This is a genomic window from Reyranella humidisoli, assembly GCF_019039055.1.
Lineage (GTDB): Bacteria > Pseudomonadota > Alphaproteobacteria > Reyranellales > Reyranellaceae > Reyranella > Reyranella humidisoli.
Genome location: NZ_JAHOPB010000001.1, coordinates 75,028 through 100,519, shown reverse-complemented (window position 1 = coordinate 100,519; position 25,492 = coordinate 75,028). Strand labels below are relative to the sequence as shown.

Below are 25,492 nucleotides of genomic sequence, written 5' to 3'. Positions count from 1 at the left end.
TGCTGTTGCCTTAAAGATCCCTCGCTGCGCTCGGGATGACACCTGCAGGTGATGGGCGTCAGTGATCTTGCGAATCGCGTGCCGGGCCCTGCAGGGTCACACCGCCGTCGACGACGATCACCTGGCCGGTGATGTAGCGGGCATGGTTGCTGAGCAGGAAGCGCACGGTATGGCCGACATCCCACCCGGTGCCCTCGGTCTTGAGGACGGACGCCCTGGCGCGCTGCGCCCGCGCGGCCTCGCTCATGCCGTTGCCGCGGGCATAGACCATCGGCGTGTACATCGGGCCGGGGCAGATGCAGTTGACGCGGATATTGTCGCGGCCATGGTCGACCGCCATCGCCTGGCTGAGGCCGATCACCGCCGCCTTCGAGGTCGTGTAGGTCGTGAGGCCACGCGGACGCAGCGCCGAAATCGACGAGATGTTCACGATCGAGCCGCCCTTGGCGGTCTTGATCATGGCCGGGATCGCATGCTTGGAGAGCAGGAACATCGTCTCGACGTTCACCTGCATCACGCGGCGATATTCCTCGGACTTCTCCTCGACGACCGAACCGCGGCTGCCGATGCCGATATTGTTGTCGAGGAAGTCGAGCCGGCCCCAGCGATCGACCGCGGCGTCGACCAGCCGCTTGCACTCGGCTTCCTGCGTCATGTCGCCGGCATGGGCCGCGGCATGCTGGCCGCCCTCGGCCTTGATCATCTCGACCGTGCGTTCCGCGAGCTTCAGGTCGCGGTCGGCCACCAGTACATGGGTGCCGGCGCGGGCCAGCAGGATCGCCGCGGCACGGCCGTTGCCGATGCCGTCGCCGGCGGCGCCGCCGCCGGCAATTATCGCGACCTTGCCGGCAAGCCCGGCATCGTCCTCTGGACCTTTCACGAATTCCTCCTCAGGGCAGGCCGGCGCCGGGCACGTCCACGCGCATCGTCTCGATGCGGCCGGCCTTCTTGTCGGCGATGGCCGGCCCGCTGCCGGTGTTGGTGATGACGAAAAGCGTGCGGCGGTCCTTGCCGCCCAGCATGCAGGCGTAGGCCGCGCGCTCGCCGAGATCGAGCGCATGCGTGACCTTGCCGCCTTCGAGCACACGGACCATCTGATGCGTGAAGGCGCCGGTGACCCAGATACCGCCCTCGGCATCGAGGCAGATCCCGTCGGGATTGCAGGTCGGCGTTTCCGCCCAGACGCGGCGATTGGACAGCGTGCCGTCAGCGGCGATGTCGAAGGCCGTCAGGCACTTGGCGAAGGTCTCGGCGATGATCATCGTCCTGCCGTCGGGCGTAATGACCGTGCCGTTGGGGAACATCAGCCCGTCGGCCGCGGCATGGACGGAGCCGTCGGGATCGATGCGGGCCAGCACGGCCGGACGCGGGCTCTCGCCGGCATGTCGGTCGAAGCCGAAATTGCCAACATAGGCGCGGCCCCTGGCATCGACGATCATGTCGTTGCACAGGCCGGTCGCGATCGCGCCCAGCTCGGCCTCGACGGTGAGCTTGCCGCCTGCGAAGCGCATCAGCCGGCGGTCGGTCATGCTCACGATCAGCATAGTGCCGTCGGGTCGCCAGCCCAGGCCGGACGGCTGGCCGGGCACTTCGACGATCGTCTCGGCCTTGCCGCTCTCGTCGACCGTGCGGACCTGATGGACGTAGAAGTCGCTAAAATAGAGCCGGTCGTCCCGCCAGCGCGGGCCCTCACCGAAGGAAAGGCCGTCGAGCAGCGGTTCGAGTTTCATGGGCACGTTGTCATCCTGAGCGAAGCGAAGGATCCTTCGCTGCGCTCGGGATGACACCCTTTGCGTTTGTCGATCATTGGCGGTCCCACTCAATCTTGAAGGAATTGCCTTCGGGTTTGACGTAGCCGGCATTGGCGCCGGGGAAGTGGGCGGGGCAGAGCAACGCGTTGCTCTCGACGCAGTCCTCGAGGAGCTTGCGGCGCGAGACGGCGGACATCGCCTGATCCCAGCAGAACTGGCTCGACCAGTCGGGGTGATAGACCTGGATCGGGTGGTGCATGATGTCGCCCGAGAAGCAGGCCTGCTTTCCCTGATCCTTCAGGTTGATGGCGATCGAACCCGGCGTGTGGCCCGGATAATCCTTGATGGTGAGCAGCGGATCGGGCTGGTGATCCTTGTCGATCATCACGGCCTTGCCGGCCTCGACGATCGGAAGGACCGAATCGTCGAACGAGCCGTCGTTCACTTTGCCTTCACCCTGGCTCTTCCGCTCGCTTTCCCAGTGCGCGTATTCGCGCTTGGCGAACAGGTACTTCGCGTTGGGAAAGGTCGGAACCCAGCGGCCGTTCTCCAGCCTGGTGTTCCAGCCGACATGGTCGACGTGCAGATGCGTGCACATCACGAAGTCGACGGACTCGGGCGGACAGCCGCAGGCCTTCAGGCGGTCAAGGAACGGCGTGTCGAGGTTGTTCCAGCCCGCATTGTGGCGCTGCTTGTGATTGCCGAGACAGGTGTCGATCAGGATCGTGTGCTTCGGTGTCTTCACGATCCAGGTATGGACCGAGCCGATAAGCCGGTCGCTGCCGTCCTGCACGTGCTCCGGCACCATCCAGCTCTTCTGAGCGTCGAAGGCTTCCTGATCGAACTTCGGGAACATGCGGCCGGGCTTGAAGCCCGGGCCGCAGATTTCCTCGACCTTCTCGATGGTGGCTCCGCCCAGCTTTCGCACGGTCATGGCGTGGCTTCCTTCAGGAATTGAGCGCTAGAACGTCACGACGCTGCGGATCGACTCGCCCTTGTGCATCAGGTCGAAGGCATCGTTGATCTTCTCGACCGGCATGGTGTGGGTGATCAGCGAATCGATGTCGATCTTGCCGTCCATGTACCAGTCGACGATCTTCGGCACGTCGCGGCGGCCCTTGGCGCCGCCGAAGGCGGTGCCCATCCAGGTGCGGCCGGTGACGAGCTGGAACGGGCGCGTGGCGATCTCCTGGCCGGCGCCGGCGACGCCGATGATCACTGACTTGCCCCAGCCGCGATGGCAGCATTCCAGCGCCTGGCGCATCAGCTTGGTGCTGCCGACGCATTCGAAGCTGTAGTCCGCGCCGCCGTCGGTCAGCTCGACGAGATGTGCGACGAGATCCTTGTCGCCCAGGTCCTTCGGATTGACGAAGTGCGTCATGCCGAACTTGCGGCCCAGCGCCTCGCGCGCCGGGTTGAGATCGACACCGACGATCATGTTGGCGCCAACCATGCGCGCGCCCTGCAGCACGTTGAGGCCGATGCCGCCGAGGCCGAACACCACGACATTGGCGCCGGGCTCGACCTTGGCCGTATTGATGACGGCGCCAATGCCGGTCGTCACGCCGCAGCCGATGTAGCAGACCTTGTCGAACGGCGCGTCGGGGCGAATTTTCGCCAGCGCGATCTCGGGCAGCACCGTGTAGTTCGAGAAGGTCGAGCAGCCCATGTAGTGATGGATCTTCTTGCCCTTGATTGAGAAGCGCGACGAGCCGTCGGGCATCACGCCCTGGCCTTGGGTCGCGCGGATCGAGGTGCAGAGGTTTGTCTTGCCCGAGAGGCAGGATTTGCACTGCCGGCATTCGGGTGTGTAGAGCGGGATCACATGGTCGCCCTTCTTCAGCGACACGATGCCTGGCCCGACATCGACCACGACGCCCGCGCCCTCATGGCCGAAGATCACCGGGAACAGGCCCTCGGGATCGCCGCCGGAGCGCGTGAACTCGTCGGTGTGGCAGACACCCGACGCCTTGATCTCGACCAGGACCTCGCCGAACTTCGGCCCTTCGAGATCGACGGTCTCGATCTCGAGGTTCTTGCCGGCTTCGAAACAGACGGCTGCCTTTGTCTTCACGCGATGCCCCCTCAAAACACTGGTGATCAAACCTAGAGCAGGGGGCCGCCCACCGTCTACGCTGCGGCGCGGCCGGCGAGCCTGTGCGCCATTTCCGACTTCGCCTCGCGGTATTGGCTGACGAGACGCCGGACGAGGTCGGCGGCACCTGGCACGTCCTCGATGTTCCCGACGCCGTGGCCGGCTGTGTAGATGTCCTTCCAGCGCTTCTTGTTCTCCTGCGCGCCGACGATCTTGCCGGGCAGGGTGGTGCGCAGCACGTCAAGGTCGATGCCGGCGGCAAGAAGGCTCGGCGTCAGCCAGTTGGCCGGGGCGCCGTCGATCGAGGCGGTGAGGAACACGTCGGTGGCGCGTGTGCCGAGGATCATGTCCTTGTGTGCCTGTGCCGCCATCGCCTCCTTCGTCGCGATGAAGCGCGTGCCGATATAGGCGAGGTCGGCACCCATCGCTTCGGCCGCCAGCACGTCGCGCCCCGTGGTCTGGCCGCCCGCCAGCACGACGGCAAAGCTGTCGCCGAGCTGTCGCACCTCGTTCATCAGGGCGAAAGGATTGATCGTGCCGGTATGGCCGCCGGCGCCGCCCGCCACGGCGATCACGCCGTCGACGCCGGCTTCCAGCGCCTTCTCGGCGTGCCGCCGGTTGGCGATGTCGTGCAACGCCACCGCGCCCCAGCCATGGATACGCTTGATGGCATCGCCCGGCGCACCCTTGGAGGTGAGCACGACTGGCACCTTGTATTTCTCGACCAGTTCGAGATCGCCCTGGTAGCGCGGGTTCGAGGCATGGACGACGAGATTGACCGCCCAGGGTGCGGGCTTCTTGCCGGCATCCTCGAGGCGCTTCATGCCCTCGACCATCTCGTCGAGCCAGCCCTGGAACTCCTCGCGGCTGCGCGTGCCGTGGGCGGGGAAGCTGCCCATCAGCCCTTCGCCGCAGCAGGCGAGCGTCAGCGCCGGATTGGAAACCAGGAACATCGGCGCGGCGATGGCGGGGATCGCCATGCGCTCCATCAACTTGTGCACTTCGGCGCGCGGCATGTCTCAAACCTCTCCGATGGTGGGCGTGGTCGAGGTCACGCCGCTGTCGTTCAATTGTTTCAGGCAGGTATCGTCGTAGCCCAGCAACTCGCGCAACACCTCGTCGGTGTGCTGGCCGAGATCGGGCGCGGGCCGTTCGATGACGAGGCCTTCGCCGCCGAGGCGGTAGGGAAGGCCTTTCACGAGGCCCCCGTTCTCGTCGCGCACCAGGGTCACGCCCTGCAGGGCGGTGTCGCGCAGAAGATCGTTGCCGTCGAAGCAGGGCGCGGCGGCAATGCCCCTGGCGAGCAGCGCCGTGACGGCGGCATCGCGCGGCTTGCTGGCGCAGAAATCAGCCATCGAGGGATCGGGCGCGTCGAGGGTGACGGCCAGCCATCTGCCGTCGGCACACTTGTAGGAGTCCTGCTGCGCCACACCCGCCTCGGTATTGCCGCGCGGCGCCAGCCGGGCAGCGGCGAGAATTTCCTCGCCGAGCGTGAACGACGCGACTTCGCGCTGGGAGAAGTCGAGAAAGGCGCCCTTGCCGGTGCGGCGTGCTTCGGTGACGGCGGCGATCACGATGCCGGTGGCGAACAGCGACACGATCTGGTCGGGATAGTTCACGTCCATGCCCGAGATGCGCGGCTCCTCGCCCTCGTAGCCGGTGAGGGAGGCGATGCCGGACGTCGCGTCGAGCGTGCTGCCGAACGAGACGTTCATGCGCTCGGGGCCGGTGTCGCCCTGGCTGGAGATGGCGGCGAACACCAGGCGCGGATTGATCGCGCTCAGCTCCTTGTAGCCGAGGCCCGCACGATCGAGCACACCGCGGCGGAAGTTCTCGACGACGACATCGCACTTCGCAGCGAGTTCACGGATGACGCGCTGGCCCTCGGGATCCTTCAGGTTCAGCGCCAGCCCGCGCTTGTTGCGGTTGGTGAAGCGGAACTGCGGCGAGCGGTTCCACCAGCCGTCGTCATTGTCGATCTTGCCGACGACGCGGAAGGGATCGAGATAGGCGCCTGACTCGATCTTGATCACGTCGGCGCCAAGATCGGCCAGCATGGCCGAGGTGTTCGCGCCCGCGGTCAGCAGGCCGAAGTCGAGCACGCGTATGCCGGCGAGAGGACGGTCATTCGCCTCCCCATTCAAATGGGGAGGTGCCGAGGTCTTCCGAGGCGGAGGGGGCATGGACCCTGTCGGCCCAGTCTTGACCCCTTCACCCTCGTATGACGAGGGCACCTCCCCATTTGAATGGGGAGGCGAGAGGTCAGGCGCCGGGCGCGGCGAAAAGGAGCGGCCGTTCCACTGCACCGGCAACTGCGGCAGCCGCAGCGTGCCCTCGGTCGGATGCAGCATGTCGGCCAGGAAGCCGCGCGCCACGTACTGCTCCGTCTGCAGCAGCTCTGCTGGCGAGAAGATCGGACCGAACGGCACGCCCTTGGCCTGTGCCGCCTTCTGGATTTCTTCGCGCGTCTTGTCGGCGAACCAGGGCGCCAGTGCCGCATAGAGTTCGGCGATGTTCTGGCGGCGGCCCGTCCGCGTGTTGAACTTCGGGTCGTCGAGGCGCGGATCGCCGACCAGCGCGCGGGTCGCGGGCCATTGCGTCACCGTGTAGACGACCGCGACATGGCCGTCGCGGCACGGCAGGACCTGGAATTCCGAGTTCCTGCCCTCACGACCGGGCGAGGTGCCGGACGCAGCGGCCCCAGAGGCCGCCTTCCAGTTCACCCACTGCATCACCTCGGCCAGCGACACGCGCACCGACGGCGCCGGCCGCCCCGCGTCGCGTGCGGCGAGGGCTGCCATCAGGCCGGTGAAGGCCGTGAGGCCGGCTGGATAGGAGGCCTGGTGTCCGCCGAGCTTCAATGGCTTGCGCGCGGGCTCTCCCACCATGTGCATCAGCCCGCCCAGCGCCTGGATCGCCAGTTCGCTGACGGGACGCTGCGCGGCGTCCATCTCGAGCGGAAAGGCCGCGATTTCGACCGGTGTGGCCTTGCCGGTGCGGAGCATCGACGCGACCGAAGCTGGCTCCTCGAACAGCACGACGTCGGCGGCTTCGACCAGACGCGCGAGCGTGCCGCGGCCGGACTCGCTGCCGAGATCGAGTTGCAAGGAGCGCTTCGACGTGTTGAGAAACTGAAAGAGCGCGCTTTCGCCCTGCGGCAGCAGCGGCGGCGCCGCTCGCACTGGATCGCCGCCGGCCGGTTCGATCTTGAGCACGTCGGCGCCGAGGTCGGCGGCGATCTTGGCGGCGAGCGACGTCGCAAGACGCAGGCAGAGCGGCACTTTCGCGTCATTCACCTCGACGATGTGGAAACCTGCGAGCGGCAGGGCGGAAGCCTCGTTCATCGCGGGATGATCTGCGCAAGCCGGTGCTGCGGTCAACGCTGCGCGCATGCTACCGTCGTACGTGACGGAGGACTTCATGGCACAGACCGGCAATCACAAGGGACTTACGTTCGGCATCTTCCTGGCGCCGTTCCATCGCGTGGGCGAGAACCCGACGCTCTCGATGGCGCGCGACATGGAGCTGATCGAATGGATCGACGAGCTGGGCTATGACGAGGCTTGGATCGGCGAGCACCATTCCGCCGGGTGGGAAACAATCGCCTCGCCGGAAGTCTTCATCGGCGCCGCTATCGAGCGCACGCGCTACATCCGCCTCGGCTCGGGCGTCACGAGCCTGCCCTATCATCATCCGCTGATGGTCGCGAACCGCTTCGTGCAGCTCGACCACATGTCGCGCGGCCGCACGATGCTGGGCTGCGGTCCGGGCGCGCTGCCGTCCGACGCCTACATGATGGGCATCGATCCCTCGACCCAGCGGCCGCGCATGGAGGAGGCGTTGGAGGCGATCATGCGCCTGCTCGAATGCAAGGAACCGGTCACGATGAAGACCGACTGGTTCGAGCTGAAGGAGGCCAGGCTGCATCTCGCGCCCTACAGCTATCCGCATTTCCCCATCGCCTGCGCCAGCACCATCACGCCCTCGGGCATGATCGCCGCCGGCAAGCACGGGCTCGGCGTCCTGTCGATCGGCGCGGGCATTCCGGGCGGGCCGGAGATGCTCGGCAAGCAGTGGGGCATCTACGAGGAGACCGCGGCCAAGCACGGCAAGACGGCGGATCGCGGCAAGTGGCGCGTCGTGGTGAACTGCCACGTGACCGAGGACGACGAGCAGGCGTTGCGCGAAGTCCATGCCGGCGAACGCCGCGAGACCATGACCTATTTCGAGGACACGCTGGGCCGCCCGCCCGGCCGTGCCGACGACCCGCTGCGCGACGGCGTGAAGATGGGCACGACCCTGGTCGGAAGCCCCGACACGGTGGCCAAGGGCATCGAGCGGCTGCTGGCCTTCTCGAACGGCGGCTTCGGCGGCGTGCTGTTCCGCGCCCACGAATGGGCGACGCGCGAGCAGACGATGCGCTCCTACGAGCTGTTCGCGCGCTACGTGATGCCGCGCTTCCAGGGCTCGCTCGACACGATCGTCAACTCGAACCAGTGGGCCAAGGACAACCGCAAGGGCATCTTCGGGCCCAACGTCGCGGCGGTGAAGAAGGCCTTCACCGACGCCGGCCGCGAGGCTCCCGAGGAGTTCCGCGCCCGCACGCCCGGCGCCCGCGATGTCTAAAGGAGAACCCGTCGTCTCGACCGGAGCCGAGCGTAGCTCGGCGTAGTGGAGAGACGACGGAGGTTTATGTCAGCCTAGAACGTCTTCTTCGTTCCCGGTTGGGCGTCGATCACCTCGATCGACGACTGGCCCAGCGCCGCCTTGTATTCGGCTGGCGTGCCCCTGAGGAACGGGTTGCTGGCATAGTGCATGGGCCACGCCATCTTGGGCTTGATCAGCTCCTTGGTGGCGTAGGCGGCGGCCTTCGGGTCCATCACGAAGTGGCCGCCGATCGGCACCAGCAGCAGGTCGGGCTTGTAGTATTCGCCGATCAGCTTCATGTCGCCGAACATGCCGGTGTCGCCCATGTGGTAGATCTTGAAGCCGTTCTCCAGCTCGATGATGAAGCCGCAGGGTTCGCCGGCGGCGTAGCTCGTGTCCTTGCCGGTGACCGGGTCCTTGAGGATCATTTCCGAGGAATGGTCGGCATGGACCATGGTGATCTTGACGCCGGGGAATGGCTCGATGGTGCCACCCTTGCTCATGCGCGGCACGAGATTGGCGGGCATCAGGCCGAGCGTCGCCAGCGTCTGGTTGAGGCCGGCTGGCGCCCAGATCGGCGCGTTGTTCTTCTTGGAGATCTCCAGAGCATCGCCCAGATGATCGCCGTGACCGTGTGTCACCAGGATCAGATCGACCTTGCCGATCTTGTCGAGGTCCTTCAGCTCCGGCGGGATCCTGGTGGCGCCCATGATCCAGGGATCGATCATGATCACCTTGCCGCTCTGGGTGGTGAGCTTGAAGGCGGCCTGGCTGTACCAGAGCAGCTCGGCCTTGCCTTGCGCATGAGCCGTGCCGGCGAGCGTCAGGCAGACCGCGGCGATCGCGGAAAGAAGACGGAAAACCATGTGGCGGTGCTCCCCGATTGTTCCACAGAGCCTAGCATCGTTCTTCGCAGCGAAAGAGCGCACTTTCCTGTGAGCCTGCGATCCCTCACCATGTGCACCGCACAATGACGAGGGAGATGGCACGCCTATGAGCATCAAGGGCAAGGCCTATATCGCCGGAATTTACGAACATCCGACCCGGCTCGCGAAGGACATTTCGCTGGCGCAGATTCATGCGCAATGCGCCAAGGGCGCGCTGGAGGATGCGGGTCTCACCAAGGACGACGTCGACGGCTATTTCTGCGCCGGCGACGCGCCGGGCCTCGGCCCGATGTCCATGGTCGAATACATGGGCCTCAAGGTCCGCCACGTCGATTCGACCGACACCGGCGGCTCCTCCTACGTGCTGCACGTCGGCCACGCCGCCGAGGCAATCGCCGCGGGCAAGTGCAAGGTGGCGCTGATCACGCTGGCCGGCCGCCCGCGCGCCGAGGGCATGGCGACCGGCACCGTGCCGCGCAGCCGCGGCGGCACGCCGACGCCCGACGATCCGTTCGAATTCCCCTACGGTCCGACGGTGGTGAACATGTACGCGATGTGCGCCATGCGCCACATGTACGAGTACGGCACGACCTCCGAGCAGCTCGCCTGGATCAAGGTCGCGGCGTCGCACCACGCGCAGTACAATCCGCATGCGCTGCTGAAGGACGTGGTCACGGTCGAGGAGGTCGTCAACTCGCCGGTCATTTCCGATCCGCTGCACCGTCTCGACTGCTGCGTCATCACCGACGGCGGCGGCGCGATCGTCGTCGTGGCGCCGGAGATCGCGGCCAAGCTCAAGCGGCCGAAGGTCAAACTGCTGGGCTCGTCCGAGTTCGTGAAGACGCAGATGGGCGGCAAGGTCGATCTCACCTATTCGGGCGCCCGCTTCACCGGCGCGGCGGCCTTCGCCGAAGCCGGCGTGAAGCCCGGCGACATCAAGTACGCCTCGATCTACGACAGCTTCACCATCACGGTGCTGATGCAGCTGGAAGATCTCGGCTTCTGCGAGAAGGGCAAGGGCGGCGCGTTCGTGGCCGACGGCAACCTGATCGCCGGCACCGGCAAGCTGCCGTTCAACACCGATGGCGGCGGCCTGTGCAGCAACCATCCGGGCAATCGCGGCGGCCTCACCAAGGTTCTCGAGGCGGTGCGTCAGCTCCGCGGCGAAGCGCATCCCAAGGTGCAGGTGCCCAATTGCAATCTCGCGGTCGCGCATGGCACGGGCGGATCGCTCGGCCTGCGGCACGGCAGCGCCACCGTCATTCTGGAAAGGGAGTAACCCATGGCCGAGACCAAGGAACGCAAGCTGCCCGCGCCGGCCATCAGCGACGAGACGCAGGCCTACTGGGACGCCGCCGGCAAGGGCAAGCTGCTGGTGCGCAAGTGCACCGCGTGCGGCCAGGCGCATCATTATCCGCGCACGATCTGCCCCTTCTGCTTCAGCGACAAGACCGAGTGGGTCGAGGCGTCGGGCAAGGGCACGATCTATTCCTACAGCGTCATGCGCCGCGCGCCGGTGCCCTACGCGATGGCCTATGTGACGCTGGCCGAGGGCCCGCGCATGGTGACCAACATCGTCGACTGCGACTTCGACAAGCTGAAGTGCGAGCAGCCGGTGACGGTCGTGTTCAAGCCGACCGACGGCGGCCCGCCGCTGCCGATGTTCACCCCGGCCTGACGCCGGCATTCGGGGCCCGCGTCAGCGGGCCCCGCGCCTCTTCACGAGTTCGGCAGCACCGATGTGCCGCGAACTCGAAGGCCAGGACATCAGCGGGCGACATCGAACACATAGCGGTCCGGTCGCAGCAGCGCCGCCCGGACGCCGTGCTGTTTCAGCCAGTCCTTTCCGACGTCGGGTAGCGGCACAGCATCGGGCTTGACGCTCTCGAGCAATGGCGTCTCGCCGACGATTGCGAAGCGCGGGCCGATCGCGTCATCCATCAGTCGGCCGTCGGCCAGCCTTGGCTGAGGGAAGATCATTCCGACCGGCGGCGCCGCCTCGGCTCGATGGCCGCGGCCGAGCTGGGGCTGTGGAAAGTCGAAAAGCGACGCCCCCGCGGCAAAGCGGGCATCCCGTGCCGCGGCGGCGGCGGGATCGGTCTCCTGCAGGATGGCGCCGAGCCTCACCGCCAGCTCGATGAACGCGCGGACGTGAGGCACGCGTTCGCTCTCGTATGTATCCAGCAAACCGTCATCGGACTCGCCTCTGACGACGGCCGCGAGTTTCCACGCGAGGTTGGCGGCATCCCTCATCCCGGCGCACATGCCCTGGCCGAGGAAAGGCGGCGTCTGATGGCAGGCGTCACCCGCCAGCAGCAGCCTGCCCCGTCGCCACCCTTCGTGGACGACCGAGTGAAACGTATAGACGGCGCTGCGTTCGAGCCGGGCATCCTGCGGCCCCACCCAGCGCTCGATCATCGGCCAGAAGATGGCAGGTTCGGTGAGGCGGGCGGGATCGTCGCCCGGCATCAGCATGATCTCCCAGCGCCACCGCCGGCCGCCGACATGGACGACCGTCATGGGCCGTGCCGGGTCGCAGAGCTGGATCGTGTAGTCGGGCAGGGCCTGCACCCTCGGCCGCTCGAGATCGCACAGAAGGTCGACTACCAGCCAGGGCTGGTGCAGGCCGAGGTCGTGCGAATGGCCGCCGATGGCGTGGCGGACCATCGAGCGGGCGCCATCGCAGCCGACGACGAAACGGGCAGCCAGTTCGTCGGTCGAGCCGATCTCGCGGCCGAGATGAACGCGCACGTTGGGAAAGCGCGTCAGGCCGGCGCGCAGGATCTGCTCGAGGATCGGTTGATGAAAATACCAGTTGCCCGCCCAGCCCTGCGGGCCGGGCCCCTCGAGGCCTCGCCGAACCATGAGCGTGACACCCGTGGCGTTGACGAAGTGCATCCCCTTCGACGAGGCGCGAGACGCGGCGGCGATGGCTGGGGCGAGGCCGGCCGACTGGAAGATGCGCATGACCTCGCCGTCGAAGTGCACGGCGCGCGGTAGCGGATGGATGTCGCGCTCCCGGTCGTAGATGTCGACCGAGAGCCCGGCCTGCCCCAGCAGGTTGCCCAGCAGCGCCCCCACCGGTCCGCAGCCAACGATGGCGACATCGGGAACGGGGGGCGTCATGTTGCGCGTCCGGCGGGCGCTAGGACCTCAAGGCTTCCCACACGCGCTCGGGCGTCGCCGGCATGTTGATGTGCTTGCCGCCCAGCGCATCGGAGATGGCGTTCATCACCGACGGCAGGGAGCCCGCGCAGCCGGCCTCGCCGCAGCCCTTGGCGCCCAGCACGTTCGTCTTCGCCGGTACCGAGTGATAGTCGATCTTGAAGGACGGCGCGTCGCCGGCGCGCGGGATGGCGTAGTCGGTGAAGCTGCCGGTGAGCGGCTGGCCTTCCTCGCTGTAGACGACGTGCTCGAAGATCGCCTGGCTGATGCCCTGCACGACGCCGCCATGGCTCTGGCCTTCGACCAGCATCGGATTGATGACCGTGCCGAAGTCGCCGACCATCGTGTACTTCACGACCTCGACGTGGCCGGTGTCGGGATCGATCTCGACTTCGGCGACATGCGCGCCGTTGGGGAAGGCCGAGGGCGCGGCCTCGTGGACGTGGCTGACGTCGAGCGTGTCGGGCACGCCCTCGGGCAACTTCAGGCCGCCGCGCAGCTTGCTCGCGAGTTCCATGATGCCGATGCCGCGGTCGGTGCCGACGATCTCGAAGCGGCCGCGCTTGAACTCGATGTCGGCGGCCGAGGCTTCCAGCGCGACGCCCGCGATCTGCTTGCCCTTCTCGATCACCTTGTCGGAGGCTTCGACGATCGCCGCGCCCGACGCCATGATCGACTTCGATCCGCCGGTGCCGCCGCCGGCGATCAGCAGGTCGCTGTCTCCCTGCTTCAGCTTGATCCGGTCGAACGGGATGCCGAGCTTGGTCGTCAGCACCTGCGCGAAGGCCGACCAGTGGCCCTGGCCGTAGTCCAGCGTGCCGGTGATGATCGTGACGTCGCCGTTCTCCTCGAAGCGCAGCCCGCCCATCTCGTTCATCGGCGGTGCCGTCACTTCGAGATAGTCGCCGATGCCGATGCCGCGCAGCTTGCCGTGCTTCCGGCTCTCTTCCTTGCGCGCCTCGAATCCCGCGACGTCGGCCAGTTCTAGCGCCTTGTCGAGCAGCACGGTGAACTCGCCGCTGTCGTAGGTCGTGCCCGAGGCGGTCTTGTAAGGCATTTCCTCGGGCTTGATGTGGTTGCGCCGGCGCATCTCCATCTGGTCGAGGCCCATCTCGCGGGCAGCGGTGGTGATCAGGCGCTCCATGAAATAGTTGGCTTCCGGACGGCCCGCGCCGCGATAGGCGCCGATCGGCGAGGTGTGGGTGAAGGCCACCTTGGTCTGAACCTCGATCAGCGGCGTGCGATAGACCGCGGCGAGATTGCGCGAGACACCCAGCGCGCCCATGGCGGCGCCGACGTTCGAGAGATAGGCGCCGAGATTGGCGTAGCCCTTCAGGCGCACCGCGAGGAAGGTGCCGTCCTTGTCGAGCGCCAGCTCGGCGTCGAAATCATGGTCGCGGCCGTGCTGGTCGCTGAGGAAACTGCCCGAACGGTCGTCGGTCCACTTGACCGGACGGCCGAGCGCCTTGGAGGCATGGAAGAGGCCGGCATATTCGGGGTAGGGCGAGCCCTTCATGCCGAACGAGCCGCCGACATTGCCGGTCACGACGCGCATCTGAGCCGGCTTGATGCCGAGCAAGGCCGCCATCTGGTTCTTGAGGCCGAACACGCCCTGGCAGCCGGCATGGAGCGTCGAGCGGTCGGTCTCCTTGTCGTAGTGGCCGATCGCGGTGCGCGGCTCCATCGCGCAGACGACGATGCGGTTGCTGACGAGGTGCAGCTTCGTCACATGCGCGGCCTTGGCGAAGGCTTCGTCGACCTTCGCGCTGTCGCCATACTGGAAGTCGGCGCAGACATTGCCAGGCACGTCGTCGAACACGATGGGCGCGCCAGGCTGGGCGGCCTCGCGCGCATTTGTGACGGAGGGCAGGGCCTCGATGTCGAGCATCACCGCCTCGGCGGCGTCGCGCGCCTGCGCCTGGGTCTCTGCGACGACGAAGGCGACGGGATCGCCGACGAAGCGTACCTTGTCGGTGGCGAGCGAATAGCGCGTCGGCGTCTTCATCTGCGAGCCGTCGCGGTTCGGTACCATCATCACGGTCTTCAGCGGGCCATAACCGGCAGCGTTTAGATCGGCGCCTGTCCAGATGCCGAGCACGCCCGGCATGCCGCGCGCCTCCTCGGCGTCGATGCCTTTCAGCAGGCCGTGCGCCACCTGGCTGCGGACCATCACCGCATAGACCTGGCCGGGAAGGTTGATGTCGTCGGTGTAGCGACCCTGGCCTTTGAGAAGCGTGGGATCTTCCTGGCGAGGGACCGGCTGGCCGACGCCAAATTTCATCAAATCGGTCGTGTCGGCGGCGAGAGGCGCGTTCATGGGTGTTCCGCTTCGAAAAGTGGGGGATTTGAACGTCATCATAGCGCAGCGAGGCATGGGCTGTGCTAGGGATTCGGACATGTCGAACCTCGATCCCGTCACTTTGACAGTCATCCAGAACGGCCTGATCCAGGTCTGCAACGAGATGGATCTGGCTTTCGTGCGTGCGGCCTTCTCGCCGGTGATCTCCGAGGGCATGGACCGCTCGGACGGCATCTACGATACGGTCGACGGCTCGCTGATCGCCCAGGGCGAACTCGGCCTGCCGGTTTTCGTCGGCACCATGCAGTTTTCGACCCGCGCCGTGATCGAGCGGGTGAAGACGCACTATGCCGGCAAAGTCGATCCGGGCGACGTGTTCATCGTCAACGATCCCTATCTCGGCGGCACGCATCTGATGGATGTGCGCTTCGTGAAGCCGTTCTTCTACAAGGGCGAGCTGTTTGCCTGGCTCGCCAACACGGGCCACTGGCCGGACGTCGGCGGCATGGTGCCGGGCGGCTTCTCCGCCAGCGCCACCGAGGTCGAGCAGGAGGGGCTGCGCCTGCCGCCTGTGAAATTCTTCAAGAAGGGCGAGATGGACCAGGAGATCCTGTCCATCATCATGTCGAACATCCGCATCGCCGATCAGCGCATCGGCGACATCAAGGCCCAGGCCGCCGCGCTGACGACCGGCGAGGTGCGGCTCACCGAGCTGATCGACCGCTACGGCGCCGAGGTGGTGCGCGCCGCGATCGCCGAGATGCGCCACCGCGCCGAGCGCCAGATGCGCGCGAAGATTACCGGCATTCCCGACGGCATCTACGAGGGAACCTCGCAGGTCGACAGCGATGGCGTCGTCGATGAGCCGCTCACGATCAAAATGAAGATCACGAAGAAGGGCGACGAGCTCACCTTCGACATGACGGGATCGAGCCCGCCCTGCCGCGGTCCGATGAACAGCGTGATCGCCACCACCAAGTCGGCGATCTACCTCGCGGTAAAGCATGTCTTCCCCGACGTGCCGATCAATGCCGGTACTTTCGAGCCGCTGCGCATCGTCGAGCCCGAGGGCACGTTCCTGTACGCGAAGTATCCGCGGCCGGTATCGGGCTGCGCGGCCGAGGTGAGCCAGCGCATCGCCGAGGCGGTGTTCGCGGCGCTGACCAAGGCGATCCCCGACCTGCTGTTTGCCGCGCCGGCCGGGACCTCCGGTAACCTGGGTGTCGGCGGTTACGATCCGGAGCGCAAGCGCAACTACATCATGTATCTCTTCACCGGTGGCGGATATGGGGGCTTCCAGGGCGGCGACGGGTTGAGCAACGGCTGCTCGACGATCGGCATCTCCAAGATGCCGCCGGTCGAGGTGCTGGAGCAGTTCTATCCGGTGCTCTTCGAGGAATTCTCCCTGCGCGAGGGCTCGGGCGGTGCCGGCGAGTTCCGCGGCGGCTTCGGCATCAACTACGCGATCAAGCTGCGTCGCGGCGAGGCGCGCGTGTCGATGGTGATGGACCACGGCCGCACCGGGCCGCAGGGCGTGCTGGGCGGCCATGCCGGCGGTGCCAACACGGTGCAAGTCGACCAGGGCGGCCAGACCTACCGTCCGCCACATCTTTCAAAGGACCAGGACATCGAGCTTGGCGTCGGCGACGTCGTGCGCGTTTCGACCCCGGGCGGCGGTGGCTTCGGCGATCCCGCCAGGCGCAGCCGGGAGTCGATCGCCCGTGACGTGGCGCGCGGTTACTACACCGCCGCCGAGGCGCGCGAGAAGTTCGGTCCGGCGCAGGCCGCCGAATGAGCGCTTATCGGCGTTCGTTCCTTGCCTTGCCGGTCGTCCTGCTGGCCGGCGATGCGCTCGCGCAATCGGCCTCGTGGTTTCCGGTCGAGAGCGCCGACAAGTCGTTCTTCGTCGAGATGCCGGCCGCGCCGGTCTACAAGAAGATCGACACGACGACGCCGGGCGGCACGCCGTTCGTCTACCACTCCTACAGTCTCGAATACCGTCGCCTGTCCTTCGTGGCGCAGAGCGCGCTCTATCCGGCGGACGTCGACGTGCGCCAGCCCAGGCTCAACCTGCAATCCGCGCTCGACGATCGCGCGCAGCGTCTCGCGGGCGGCAAGTGGACCCAGGTCGACTGGAAGAGCGTGCAGGGTGCGCCGGCCGTCGAATCGGTCGGTCCGCTGGCGGGCGGCAATGCTTTGCGCCAGCTCGTCGTGCTGAAGGGCAGCCGCTATGTGTCGCTGGGCTATCTCGCGCCGACCGATGCGATGCGCGCGCCCGAGGCCGAGCGTTTCTTCCGTTCCCTGAGGCTTTTGCCATGACCCTTCCGCGTATCCAGATCCTGGCCCTCGGCGGCACCATCGCGACGGCGCCGGATGCGTCGGGCGCCATGCAGATGGGCCTGGGCGCCGACGATCTCGTCGCGGCCGTGCCGACGCTGGCCGGGCTGGCGGATATCCGCGCGGAAACGGTGTCGCGCGTCGGCAGCCATTCGCTGTCCTTCGACCAGATGCATGCGCTGGCGGCAAAGATCATGGGTCTCGATGTCGACGGCGTGGTGGTGACTCAGGGCACCGACACGCTGGAGGAGACCAGCTTCCTGCTCGACCTGCTGGTCGAGCGCGATATCCCGGTGATCGTTACGGCGGCGATGCGCAATCCCGCACTCACCTCGCCCGACGGGCCGGGCAACCTGCTCGCCGCCGTGCGCGTCGCCTGCGATCCCTGGGTGAAGGCGCATGCGAAGTCGCTGGGCGTCCTCGCTGTGATGCTGGACGAAGTCTATGCGGCGGCGGACGTGCAGAAGGTCCATCCGACGCGCTTCAATGCTTTCGCAGCACCGCAGACCGGTCCGCTCGCCGCCTTGGTCGAGGATCGCGTCGTGCCACTGTCGCTGCCGGTGCGCGCGCCGGTCGAAGCCGCGCGCAAGCGGCTGGTTGCGGCATCGGAGGGCCGGGAACAGCCGGTGGCGCTCTTGTGGCTGGGGCTCGACGAGCCCGGCTACATCCTGGAGGCGATGGTCGATCATCGTGACCAGCTCGGCTATCGCGGCGTCGTGGTGGGGGCGATGGGCGGCGGCCATGTGCCCGAGCGTGTCGCGTCGCTGGTGGGACAGCTCGCGGAGATCATTCCGACGGTCGTGTCGCCGCGCGCCGGCGGCGGGCCGCTGCTGCGCCAGACCTATGGCGGTCCCAGCTCGGAGATCGCGCTGCGCAAGGCCGGTCTCATCTGGGGCGGCCGGCTCAACCCGCTGAAGGCGCGGGTGCTGCTGCAGGCCTGCCTGCGCGCCGGCCTGGACCGGACGGCGATCGCCGAGGTGTTCGAGACTTTCGGCTAACAGTATTCGGCGCGTTCCTGCTTCGCGGCGGCGAAGCCGTGCATGCCCATGTGCCATTGCAGGGCGACGATCATGCCCTTGATCGGCTGCAGCAGGCCGATCGACAGCAGGATCACCATTGGCGCCCAGAGCGCGGCGTGCAGCCAGTAGGACGGCTGGTAGACGATCTCGACATACATCGCGATCGGCACGACCAGATGGCCGACCAGGAAGATCGTCAGGTAGGCGGGGAAGTCGTCGGCGCGGTGATGGTGCAGATCCTCGCCGCAGGCATTGCAACGGTCGGCCACCTTCACGAAGGCGCGGAACAGCTTGCCTTCGCCGCAGGCCGGGCAACGACCCATCATGCCCCGCAGAAGATAGAGACCACCCTTGCCAGCCATCCTGTCCTCCTGTTTGTCCTGCTGGTATATCCATACAGTAAAGCATACATTCAAGAACAAGGAGACAGATTGTATGGATTGGAGCCCTACACTCGATGCTGTCGACGGGCCTGTCTATGAGGGCATCGTCGAGGCGCTGGACCGGGACATTTCCTCGGGCCGGCTGCATCGCGGGCAGCGGCTGCCGACCCATCGGGCGCTGGCCAGGACGCTGGGTATCGATCTCACGACCGTCACGCGGGCCTACAATGAGGCGCGGCGTCGGGGCCTGACCGACGCCCGCGTCGGGCAGGGGACCTTCGTGGCCGAGAGCCGCGCCCGGCCGGCGGGTCAGGCGGCGGCCGGCATCGCGGTCGACCTGTCGATGAACCTGCCGCCGTCGCCCCTCGAGGCCGACCTGGAGGGGCGCATCATGCGCGGGCTCGCCGCCCTGCAGCGCGACCACGGTTTCTCCGATCTCCTGAGCTACCAGCAGGCGGGCGGCAGCACCGTGGACCGAGGCATCGCGGCGGACTGGCTGCGGCGGCGCGTGCGCCATTCCGAGGCGGGCCGGCTCGTGATCTCGCCCGGCACGCAAAGCGCGCTGATGGCGCTGCTGCTGTCGGTGACACGGCCGGGCGACGTCGTGCTCACCGACCGGCTCACCTATCCCGGCTTCAAGTCGGCGGCCGCGTCGCTCGGCGTACGTCTCGTCGGCGTCACGTCGGATGACGGCGGCATGGATCCCTCGGCGCTCGCCGAGGCCTGCCACATGCATTCACCGAAAGCAGTCTATCTCCTGCCGACGATCCACAATCCGACGACGCAGACGATCGGGCAGGCGCGACGCGAGCAGCTCGCGGCCGCGATCCGTCGTCACGATCTCGTGCTGATCGAGGACGATGCCTATGGAAATCTCGAGCCGAAGGTGCAGCCGATCGCCACGTTGATTCCCGAGCGCAGCTATCTCGCGATGACCTTGTCCAAGTGCATGGCCCCCGGCTTGCGCGTCGCCCATGTGCTCACGCCCGATCGCGCCGCTGCGTCGGTGCTCTCCAATGCGCTGCGCACAGTGTCGCAGATGCCCGTGCCGCTGACGGTCGCGCTCGTCAGCCGGTGGATGGCCGACGGTAGCGCCGATGCCATCATATCGGCAGTTGCAGCAGAAGCCGCCGCAAGACAGAAGCTGGCGGCGAGGGCGCTTTCAGGTCAGAGTTATCTCGCCCATCCGAAGGGACATCATGTGTGGCTGCGCTTGCCGGCCGCATGGACCCGGGCGGAGTTTGCCGCGCATGTTCAACGACAGGGGCTTGCGGTGGTTACGAGCGACAGTTTCAGCGTTGACGGCGAGCCTGAGCACGCGATCCGCATCGCGCTGGGCGCCGCGCGCAATCGCTCGGAGCTCGTTGCGGCGCTCGACGTGCTGGTCGTGGCGTTGAAGTCGCCGGCTTACGCGTCGCGTATCGTCTAGGAGAAGGACATCATGTTCGAAGCTTTCGACGCAGTCTTCCTGGCGAGGCTTCAGTTCGCCTTCACCGTCTCGTTCCACTTCATCTTCCCGTCCTTCTCGATCGGTCTGGCGAGCTTCCTCGCCGTGCTCGAAGGCCTGTGGCTGTGGACGGGCCGTCAGGTCTATCTCGACCTGTTCAAATACTGGCTGAAGATCTTCGCGCTCGCCTTCGGCATGGGCGTCGTATCGGGCATCGTGATGTCCTATCAGTTCGGCACCAACTGGTCGGTCTTCTCGGACAAGGCCGGACCCGTGCTGGGGCCACTCATGGCCTACGAGGTGCTGACCGCCTTCTTCCTGGAGGCAGGCTTCCTCGGCGTCATGCTGTTCGGCATGAACCGTGTGGGCAAGGGGCTGCACTTCGCGGCGACGCTTGCCGTGGCGGGCGGCACCTTCTTCTCGGCCTTCTGGATCCTCGCCGCCAACAGCTGGATGCAGACGCCGGCAGGCTACGCGATCAATGCTGGCGGTCAGTTCGTCCCGGCCGATTGGTGGGCGATCATCTTCAATCCGTCCTTCCCCTATCGGCTCGTTCATACCGTCTTCGGCGCCTACCTGACGACGGCTCTGGTCGTCGGCGCCGTTGCCGCCTGGCACCTTCTGCGCGGACGGTTCGACAAATCGGCGAACAGCGAGGGCGTCCGCGTCATGTTCTCGATGGCGATGGGCATGATCACCGTCGTGGCGCCGCTTCAGATCTTCGCCGGCGACCAGCACGGGCTGAACACGCTGGAGCACCAGCCGGTCAAGGTCATGGCCATGGAGGGCCACTTCAAGAGCTATCCCGACGGCGCGCCGCTGGTCCTGTTCGGCTGGCCCGACGAAGCCGCGGGCAAGACTTTGTTCGCCGTGGAGATCCCCAAGGCGTCGTCGCTGATCCTGAAGCATTCGTGGGACGCCCCAATGAAGGGCCTCGACACGGTCGACCGCAAGGACTGGCCGCCGGTGCCTGTCGTGTTCTGGGCGTTCCGGATCATGGTCGGCATGGGCATGCTGATGCTGACCCTGGCGGTGTTCAGCCTGTTCGCCCGTGTCCGCGGGAAACTCTACGACTGGCCGCTGCTGCACCGCTTCGCGCTGGCGATGGGGCCGGCCGGCTTCGTCGCCGTCATCGCGGGTTGGGTGACGACGGAAGTCGGACGCCAGCCCTACACGGTGCACGGCCTGTTGCGCACGGCCGACTCGGCGTCGGCGCTCGATGCGCCGGCCGTGGGCGCTTCGCTTCTGGCCTTCGTCATCGTCTACTTCTTCGCCTTCGGCGCCGGCACCTACTACATCCTGAAGCTCATGTCCCATCCGCCACATCGCGGCGAGGAGGGGCCACGGCGCGACCAGCCCGTGCGGGCCGCGGGCCTCACGCCCGCCCCCGCCGTCGCCGAATCGCTCGCGACCGGCAAGGAGGCCTGATCATGCCATTCGACCTGCCGATGTTCTTCGCCTTCATCATCGCCTTCGCCATCCTGGCCTATGTCGTCATGGACGGCTTCGACCTGGGTGTCGGCATCCTGTTTCCGTTCCTGCCGGTCGGCCGCGAGCGCGACAGCGCCATCAATTCGGTGGCGCCGGTCTGGGACGGCAACGAGACGTGGCTCGTGATGGGCGGCGGTGGCCTGCTGGCGGCCTTCCCGCTGGCCTACGGCATGATCCTGTCGGCGCTCTATGCGCCGATCATCGCGATGCTGCTGGCGCTGGTCTTCCGCGGCGTCGCCTTCGAGTTCCGATGGCGCGACCCGCGCCATCGCCCGCTCTGGGACGTGGCGTTCACTGGCGGCTCCATCGTCGCGGCTCTGGCGCAGGGCATCACGCTCGGCGCGCTGCTGCAGGGAATCGCCGTCCAGAACCGCACCTATGCCGGTGGATGGTTCGACTGGCTGACGCCGTTCAGCCTGCTCGTGGGCGTGAGCCTCCTCTGCGGCTACGCCTTGCTGGGTTCGACCTGGCTGGTGATGAAGAGCGAAGGCTCGCTGCAGGAGCGTTGCTACCGGCTGGCCTTCCGCCTGGCCATCGCCACGATCGTGGCGATGGCGGCGGTGAGCGCGGCGACGCCCTTCCTGCGCGACGCCTACTGGCTGCGCTGGTTCGCCTGGCCGCAGGTTCTTTTCACGGCCCAGGTGCCGGTGCTGGTCGCGGTCGTCACCTTCGTGCTGTTCTGGGGCCTGCGACGCGGCCATCACTACACGCCGTTTCTGATGGCGCTGGCCCTGTTCGGCCTGGGGCTCGCCGGCCTCGGCATCAGCCTCTATCCCTACGTGGTACCGCCGTCGGTCTCGATCTGGGACGCCGCCGCGCCGCACGACAGCCTGAAGTTCATGCTGCCCGGCGTGCTGGTGATGGTGCCCATCATCCTGGCCTATACCGGCTATTCCTACTGGGTGTTCCGCGGCAAGACTGGCCACGAGGGCTATCACTGATGGGCGGCCGGTGATGCCGAAGCCGCGTCAGTGGCTGTGGTTCGTCGGCCTGTGGGCCGGTGGCGTCGGCGTCACCGCCCTGGTGGGCTACGCAATCAAGTTCTGGCTGAAGTAGCGCTGCCGCGCGTCACGTCGTGCGGCGCATCGGCTGGCAATTGGCGGCGAGCGGCGCACCGCCACTGAGAGCCTTGAGCGTGCCGGCATTGTCGCGGCCAGACCATTCCGTCGTGGCATCGGCATAGCGGAAGCCCTGACCCGCGCCCTGATATTCCAGGCGCCACGTCCTGTCGCCCATCGTTACCGACACCCGATTCTTGGCGTAGACGACGGCGACTTCCCTTCGGCCTTCGCAGAGATAGGCGATGCCCGTCGGCGTCGCCTCTTCGGGCGCCGGCCGCGGAATTCCGGTGTTTAGCGGCTGCTCCTGGGCAGTGCAGCCGCTCATCAGGGCCAACGCAACAATCGACAGGCGCTTCATGGTGCGCTTACCTCCTGGGGCGACCATAGCAAATCGCCGAGGAGACGGAATGCCCCTGTTCAAGCTGCGCGACGGAGCCGACCTTCACTACGAGGTGCAGGGCAGCGGCCCCGTGCTGTTTCTGGTCGCCGGTCTCGGCGGCGACGGGCGCTGGTGGGGCGACAACGTGTCCGACCTGGCCCGTCAATTCACCGTCGTCGTGCACGATCATCGCGGCACTGCCCGCAGCAGCCTGTCGCGGATCGACTACAGCGTGGCGCAGATGGCCGACGATGCGCTGCAACTCATCGAAGGGCTGGGATACGACAAGGTTCACTGGTGCGGTCATTCGACGGGCGGCGCCATGGGGCAGGTGCTGGCCATCGAGCATCCGCACCGGATCGACCGGCTGGTGCTGAGCGCCACATGGGCCAGGACCGACGCCTTCTTCCGGCGCCTGTTCGAGATGCGCTCGCTGATGCTGCGCGAACTGGGGCCGGCGGCCTATCTGAAGGCGAGTGCACTGGCGCTGAACTCGCCAGCCTGGGTACGCGACCACGACGCCGATCTCATCGCCGCCGAGGCCAGGTCAGCCGACACGATCCCGGTTCCCGAGATCGTCCTGTCGCGGATCGCCGCCATCGTGGCGCACGATCGTCGAGAGCAGTTGCAGAAGGTGAGGGCGCCCACCCTGGCCCTCTGCGCCCGCGACGACACGGTGACGCCGCTCTACTTCACCGAGGAACTGGTCCGCCTGATCCCGGGCGCCCGTGCCTATGTGCTGCCGGACGGCGGTCATGCATATCCGAACGTGCACGGCGCGGAGTTTCGTCGTGTAATGACTTCCTTCCTGCTGGAGTCCTGAGCGCCATGAAAATCGAACCGCTGATCGCCGCCGCCGCCGCCGAGCTCACCGCCATCCGGCGCGACATCCATGCGCACCCGGAGCTGGGCTTCGAGGAGGAGCGCACCAGCACCATCGTGGCGCAGAAGCTGAAGGAGTGGGGCTGCGAGGTCACGACCGGCATCGGCAAGACCGGCGTCGTGGGCACGATCCGCGTCGGCAACAATCCGCGCGCCATCGGCCTGCGCGCCGACATGGACGCGCTGCCGATGGACGAGCTCAACACCTTCGACCATCGCAGCCAGCACAAGGGCCGCATGCATGCCTGCGGCCATGACGGCCACACCGCGATGCTGCTGGGCGCCGCCAAGTATCTCGCGGCCACGCGCAACTTCGACGGCACCGTGCACCTGATCTTCCAGCCGGCCGAGGAAGGCCGCGGCGGCGCCGAGGCGATGGTCAAGGACGGACTGTTCCAGAAGTTTCCCTGCGAGATCATCTTCGGCATGCACAACAGGCCGAAGCTCGACGTCGGCAAGTTCGCCATCCGCTCGGGTCCGCAGATGGCCGGCGGCGGCCTGTTCGACATCCACATCACCGGCAAGGGCGCGCACGGCGCGCGGCCGGAAACGGGCATCGACCCCGTCATCATCGCCACGCAGATCATCTCCGCCCTGCAGAGCGTCGTATCGCGCAACGTCGCGCCGCTCGATTCGGCGGTGATCTCGGTCACGCAGATGCACTCGGGCGACGCCTACAACGTGATCCCGCAGGAGGCCGTGCTGCGCGGCACGATCCGCGCCTTCCGGAAGGAGACGATGGCCCTGATCAAGGAGCGCATCGAGACGATCTCCAGCGGCATCGCGAAGACCCTGGGCGGCAGCGCCAAGGCCGACGTGCGCATCGCCTTCCCGCCGCTGGTGAACGACAAGGACGCGGTGAAGTTCATCGCCGATGTGGCGGCCGAGATCGTGGGACCGGAGAACATGAACCGCGAAGGCCCGTTCGTGATGGCCTCCGAGGACTTCTCCTACATGCTGGAGCAGGTGCCCGGCGCGTTCATCAACATCGGCAATGGCGGCGGCGAAGGCGGCTGCGAAGTCCACAATCCCAGCTACGACTTCAACGACGAGGCGCTCACCCTGGGCTCGACCCTGTGGGCGCGGGTGGTCGAGAAGCGGCTGGCGAAGGACCCGCGTTGACCGGCGAGGGCGGCGCCGGCCGGCACTGGGTACTGCGGGAGCTTCCGTACGTGGCCATGCTGGTGCTGGCGGTCGGCGGCGTCATCGCCATGGGCTTTCGCGGGCCGGCGACCTACGGCTACTGGATGGCGCTGGCCCCGGTCTACGGTCTTGCGTGCATCTTTTCGGGCTGGCGGGAAGTCGACAAGACATCCGAGCATCTGCGGCTGGTCGTGACGCAGGCGCTGCACTGGCTGGCCTTCCTGGCGGCCATGTGGCTGATGTTCCTGCCCGAGGTGCGCGGTGTCGTGAACGACAATGCGACGAGCCTCGCGCTCCTGATCCTGCTGGCGCTCGGCACCTTCGTGGCCGGCGTTCACGCGCGGGTCTGGCGTATCTGCGTCGTCGGCCTCTTCCTCGCGCTGTCGGTGCCGGCGGTGGCGTGGATCCAGGATTCGGCGATATTGCTGCTCGTCGGTGCGCTGCTGGCCATCGCGGCCGGTGGTGTCTTCTGGTGGCTGTGGCGGCGCGAGACCGGCAGGATATGA

23 protein-coding genes are annotated in these 25,492 nt (G+C 66.9%); 12 read left to right on the top strand and 11 right to left on the bottom strand.

The features are described 5' to 3' along the window. Positions 1-58 precede the first annotated feature (58 nt). The 6 genes from KQ910_RS00530 to KQ910_RS00505 form a co-directional block, all read right to left on the bottom strand. Positions 59-880: an SDR family NAD(P)-dependent oxidoreductase gene (locus KQ910_RS00530; protein WP_216955910.1), complete on the bottom strand. Its 822-nt coding sequence runs from the start codon at positions 878-880 to the stop codon at positions 59-61. Between the two features lie 10 nt (positions 881-890). Continuing rightward, positions 891-1,730, bottom strand: a complete 840-nt coding sequence (locus KQ910_RS00525; RefSeq protein ID WP_216955908.1) for an SMP-30/gluconolactonase/LRE family protein — start codon at positions 1,728-1,730, stop codon at positions 891-893. Between the two features lie 73 nt (positions 1,731-1,803). Beyond that, complete coding sequence (locus KQ910_RS00520) at positions 1,804-2,685, bottom strand: MBL fold metallo-hydrolase (RefSeq protein WP_216955905.1); 882 nt, start codon at positions 2,683-2,685, stop codon at positions 1,804-1,806. A 27-nt stretch (positions 2,686-2,712) separates the two neighbouring features. Next, positions 2,713-3,825 (bottom strand): S-(hydroxymethyl)glutathione dehydrogenase/class III alcohol dehydrogenase, encoded by a 1,113-nt coding sequence (locus KQ910_RS00515; RefSeq protein ID WP_216955902.1) that lies wholly within the window; start codon positions 3,823-3,825, stop codon positions 2,713-2,715. 56 nt (positions 3,826-3,881) lie between these two features. Further along, the gene (locus KQ910_RS00510) at positions 3,882-4,862 is read right to left on the bottom strand and encodes an NAD(P)H-dependent flavin oxidoreductase (protein WP_216955897.1); all 981 of its coding nucleotides are present in this window, start codon (positions 4,860-4,862) and stop codon (positions 3,882-3,884) included. A gap of 3 nt (positions 4,863-4,865) precedes the next feature. Continuing rightward, entirely contained in the window at positions 4,866-7,190 is a 2,325-nt protein-coding gene (locus KQ910_RS00505) for a CaiB/BaiF CoA transferase family protein (protein WP_216955895.1), read from the bottom strand. Positions 7,191-7,266: 76 nt separating this feature from the next. Here KQ910_RS00505 and KQ910_RS00500 point away from each other — a divergent pair, with 76 nt between their 5' ends. Then, entirely contained in the window at positions 7,267-8,472 is a 1,206-nt protein-coding gene (locus tag KQ910_RS00500) for an LLM class flavin-dependent oxidoreductase (protein ID WP_216955892.1), read from the top strand. A 74-nt stretch (positions 8,473-8,546) separates the two neighbouring features. Here the strand turns inward: KQ910_RS00500 and KQ910_RS00495 are convergent, their stop codons facing one another. Further along, positions 8,547-9,359, bottom strand: coding sequence for a metal-dependent hydrolase (locus KQ910_RS00495; RefSeq protein ID WP_216955889.1), 813 nt, complete (start codon positions 9,357-9,359; stop codon positions 8,547-8,549). A 127-nt stretch (positions 9,360-9,486) separates the two neighbouring features. On the opposite strand from KQ910_RS00495, the gene KQ910_RS00490 reads away from it, so the two are divergent. After that, on the top strand, positions 9,487-10,659 hold the full coding sequence (locus KQ910_RS00490) for a thiolase family protein (protein ID WP_216955886.1): 1,173 nt from the start codon (positions 9,487-9,489) through the stop codon (positions 10,657-10,659). A 3-nt stretch (positions 10,660-10,662) separates the two neighbouring features. Further along, positions 10,663-11,058, top strand: coding sequence for a Zn-ribbon domain-containing OB-fold protein (locus KQ910_RS00485; protein WP_216955883.1), 396 nt, complete (start codon positions 10,663-10,665; stop codon positions 11,056-11,058). Positions 11,059-11,147: 89 nt separating this feature from the next. Here the strand turns inward: KQ910_RS00485 and KQ910_RS00480 are convergent, their stop codons facing one another. Continuing rightward, positions 11,148-12,506, bottom strand: a complete 1,359-nt coding sequence (locus KQ910_RS00480) for a bifunctional 3-(3-hydroxy-phenyl)propionate/3-hydroxycinnamic acid hydroxylase (RefSeq protein WP_216955881.1) — start codon at positions 12,504-12,506, stop codon at positions 11,148-11,150. Positions 12,507-12,525: 19 nt separating this feature from the next. Continuing rightward, entirely contained in the window at positions 12,526-14,862 is a 2,337-nt protein-coding gene (locus tag KQ910_RS00475; protein WP_216955878.1) for a xanthine dehydrogenase family protein molybdopterin-binding subunit, read from the bottom strand. A gap of 79 nt (positions 14,863-14,941) precedes the next feature. Here KQ910_RS00475 and KQ910_RS00470 point away from each other — a divergent pair, with 79 nt between their 5' ends. Genes KQ910_RS00470 through KQ910_RS00460 form a run of 3 tightly spaced genes read left to right on the top strand, consistent with a single transcriptional unit; the run spans position 14,942 to position 18,179 of the window. After that, positions 14,942-16,639, top strand: a complete 1,698-nt coding sequence (locus KQ910_RS00470; protein WP_216955875.1) for a hydantoinase B/oxoprolinase family protein — start codon at positions 14,942-14,944, stop codon at positions 16,637-16,639. Further along, positions 16,636-17,163, top strand: coding sequence for a hypothetical protein (locus KQ910_RS00465; protein WP_216955872.1), 528 nt, complete (start codon positions 16,636-16,638; stop codon positions 17,161-17,163). Before KQ910_RS00470 ends, KQ910_RS00465 begins: the two co-directional genes overlap by 4 nt. Continuing rightward, positions 17,160-18,179: an asparaginase gene (locus KQ910_RS00460; RefSeq protein WP_216955869.1), complete on the top strand. Its 1,020-nt coding sequence runs from the start codon at positions 17,160-17,162 to the stop codon at positions 18,177-18,179. The genes KQ910_RS00465 and KQ910_RS00460 overlap by 4 nt, the downstream gene beginning before the upstream one ends. On the opposite strand, the gene KQ910_RS00455 is transcribed toward KQ910_RS00460, so the two are convergent. Beyond that, positions 18,176-18,616: a DUF983 domain-containing protein gene (locus tag KQ910_RS00455; protein WP_255560205.1), complete on the bottom strand. Its 441-nt coding sequence runs from the start codon at positions 18,614-18,616 to the stop codon at positions 18,176-18,178. The genes KQ910_RS00460 and KQ910_RS00455 overlap by 4 nt on opposite strands. A 19-nt stretch (positions 18,617-18,635) precedes the next feature. On the opposite strand from KQ910_RS00455, the gene KQ910_RS00450 reads away from it, so the two are divergent. The 3 genes from KQ910_RS00450 to cydB are packed head-to-tail and all read left to right on the top strand — an operon-like array spanning position 18,636 to position 22,462. Beyond that, positions 18,636-20,012, top strand: coding sequence for an aminotransferase-like domain-containing protein (locus tag KQ910_RS00450; protein WP_216955865.1), 1,377 nt, complete (start codon positions 18,636-18,638; stop codon positions 20,010-20,012). Between the two features lie 12 nt (positions 20,013-20,024). Next, on the top strand, positions 20,025-21,458 hold the full coding sequence (locus tag KQ910_RS00445) for a cytochrome ubiquinol oxidase subunit I (protein WP_216955862.1): 1,434 nt from the start codon (positions 20,025-20,027) through the stop codon (positions 21,456-21,458). Beyond that, positions 21,455-22,462, top strand: a complete 1,008-nt coding sequence (cydB, locus tag KQ910_RS00440) for a cytochrome d ubiquinol oxidase subunit II (RefSeq protein ID WP_304628327.1) — start codon at positions 21,455-21,457, stop codon at positions 22,460-22,462. Before KQ910_RS00445 ends, cydB begins: the two co-directional genes overlap by 4 nt. 127 nt (positions 22,463-22,589) lie before the next feature. On the opposite strand, the gene KQ910_RS00435 is transcribed toward cydB, so the two are convergent. Next, positions 22,590-22,940, bottom strand: coding sequence for an MliC family protein (locus KQ910_RS00435; protein ID WP_216955856.1), 351 nt, complete (start codon positions 22,938-22,940; stop codon positions 22,590-22,592). A 49-nt stretch (positions 22,941-22,989) separates the two neighbouring features. Here KQ910_RS00435 and KQ910_RS00430 point away from each other — a divergent pair, with 49 nt between their 5' ends. The 3 genes from KQ910_RS00430 to KQ910_RS00420 are packed head-to-tail and all read left to right on the top strand — an operon-like array spanning position 22,990 to position 25,492. Next, complete coding sequence (locus KQ910_RS00430) at positions 22,990-23,784, top strand: alpha/beta fold hydrolase (protein ID WP_216955853.1); 795 nt, start codon at positions 22,990-22,992, stop codon at positions 23,782-23,784. Positions 23,785-23,789: 5 nt separating this feature from the next. Next, a complete protein-coding gene (locus KQ910_RS00425; protein WP_216955850.1) occupies positions 23,790-24,965 on the top strand; it encodes a M20 aminoacylase family protein in 1,176 nt (391 codons plus the stop codon). Then, entirely contained in the window at positions 24,962-25,492 is a 531-nt protein-coding gene (locus tag KQ910_RS00420) for a hypothetical protein (protein ID WP_216955848.1), read from the top strand. The genes KQ910_RS00425 and KQ910_RS00420 overlap by 4 nt, the downstream gene beginning before the upstream one ends.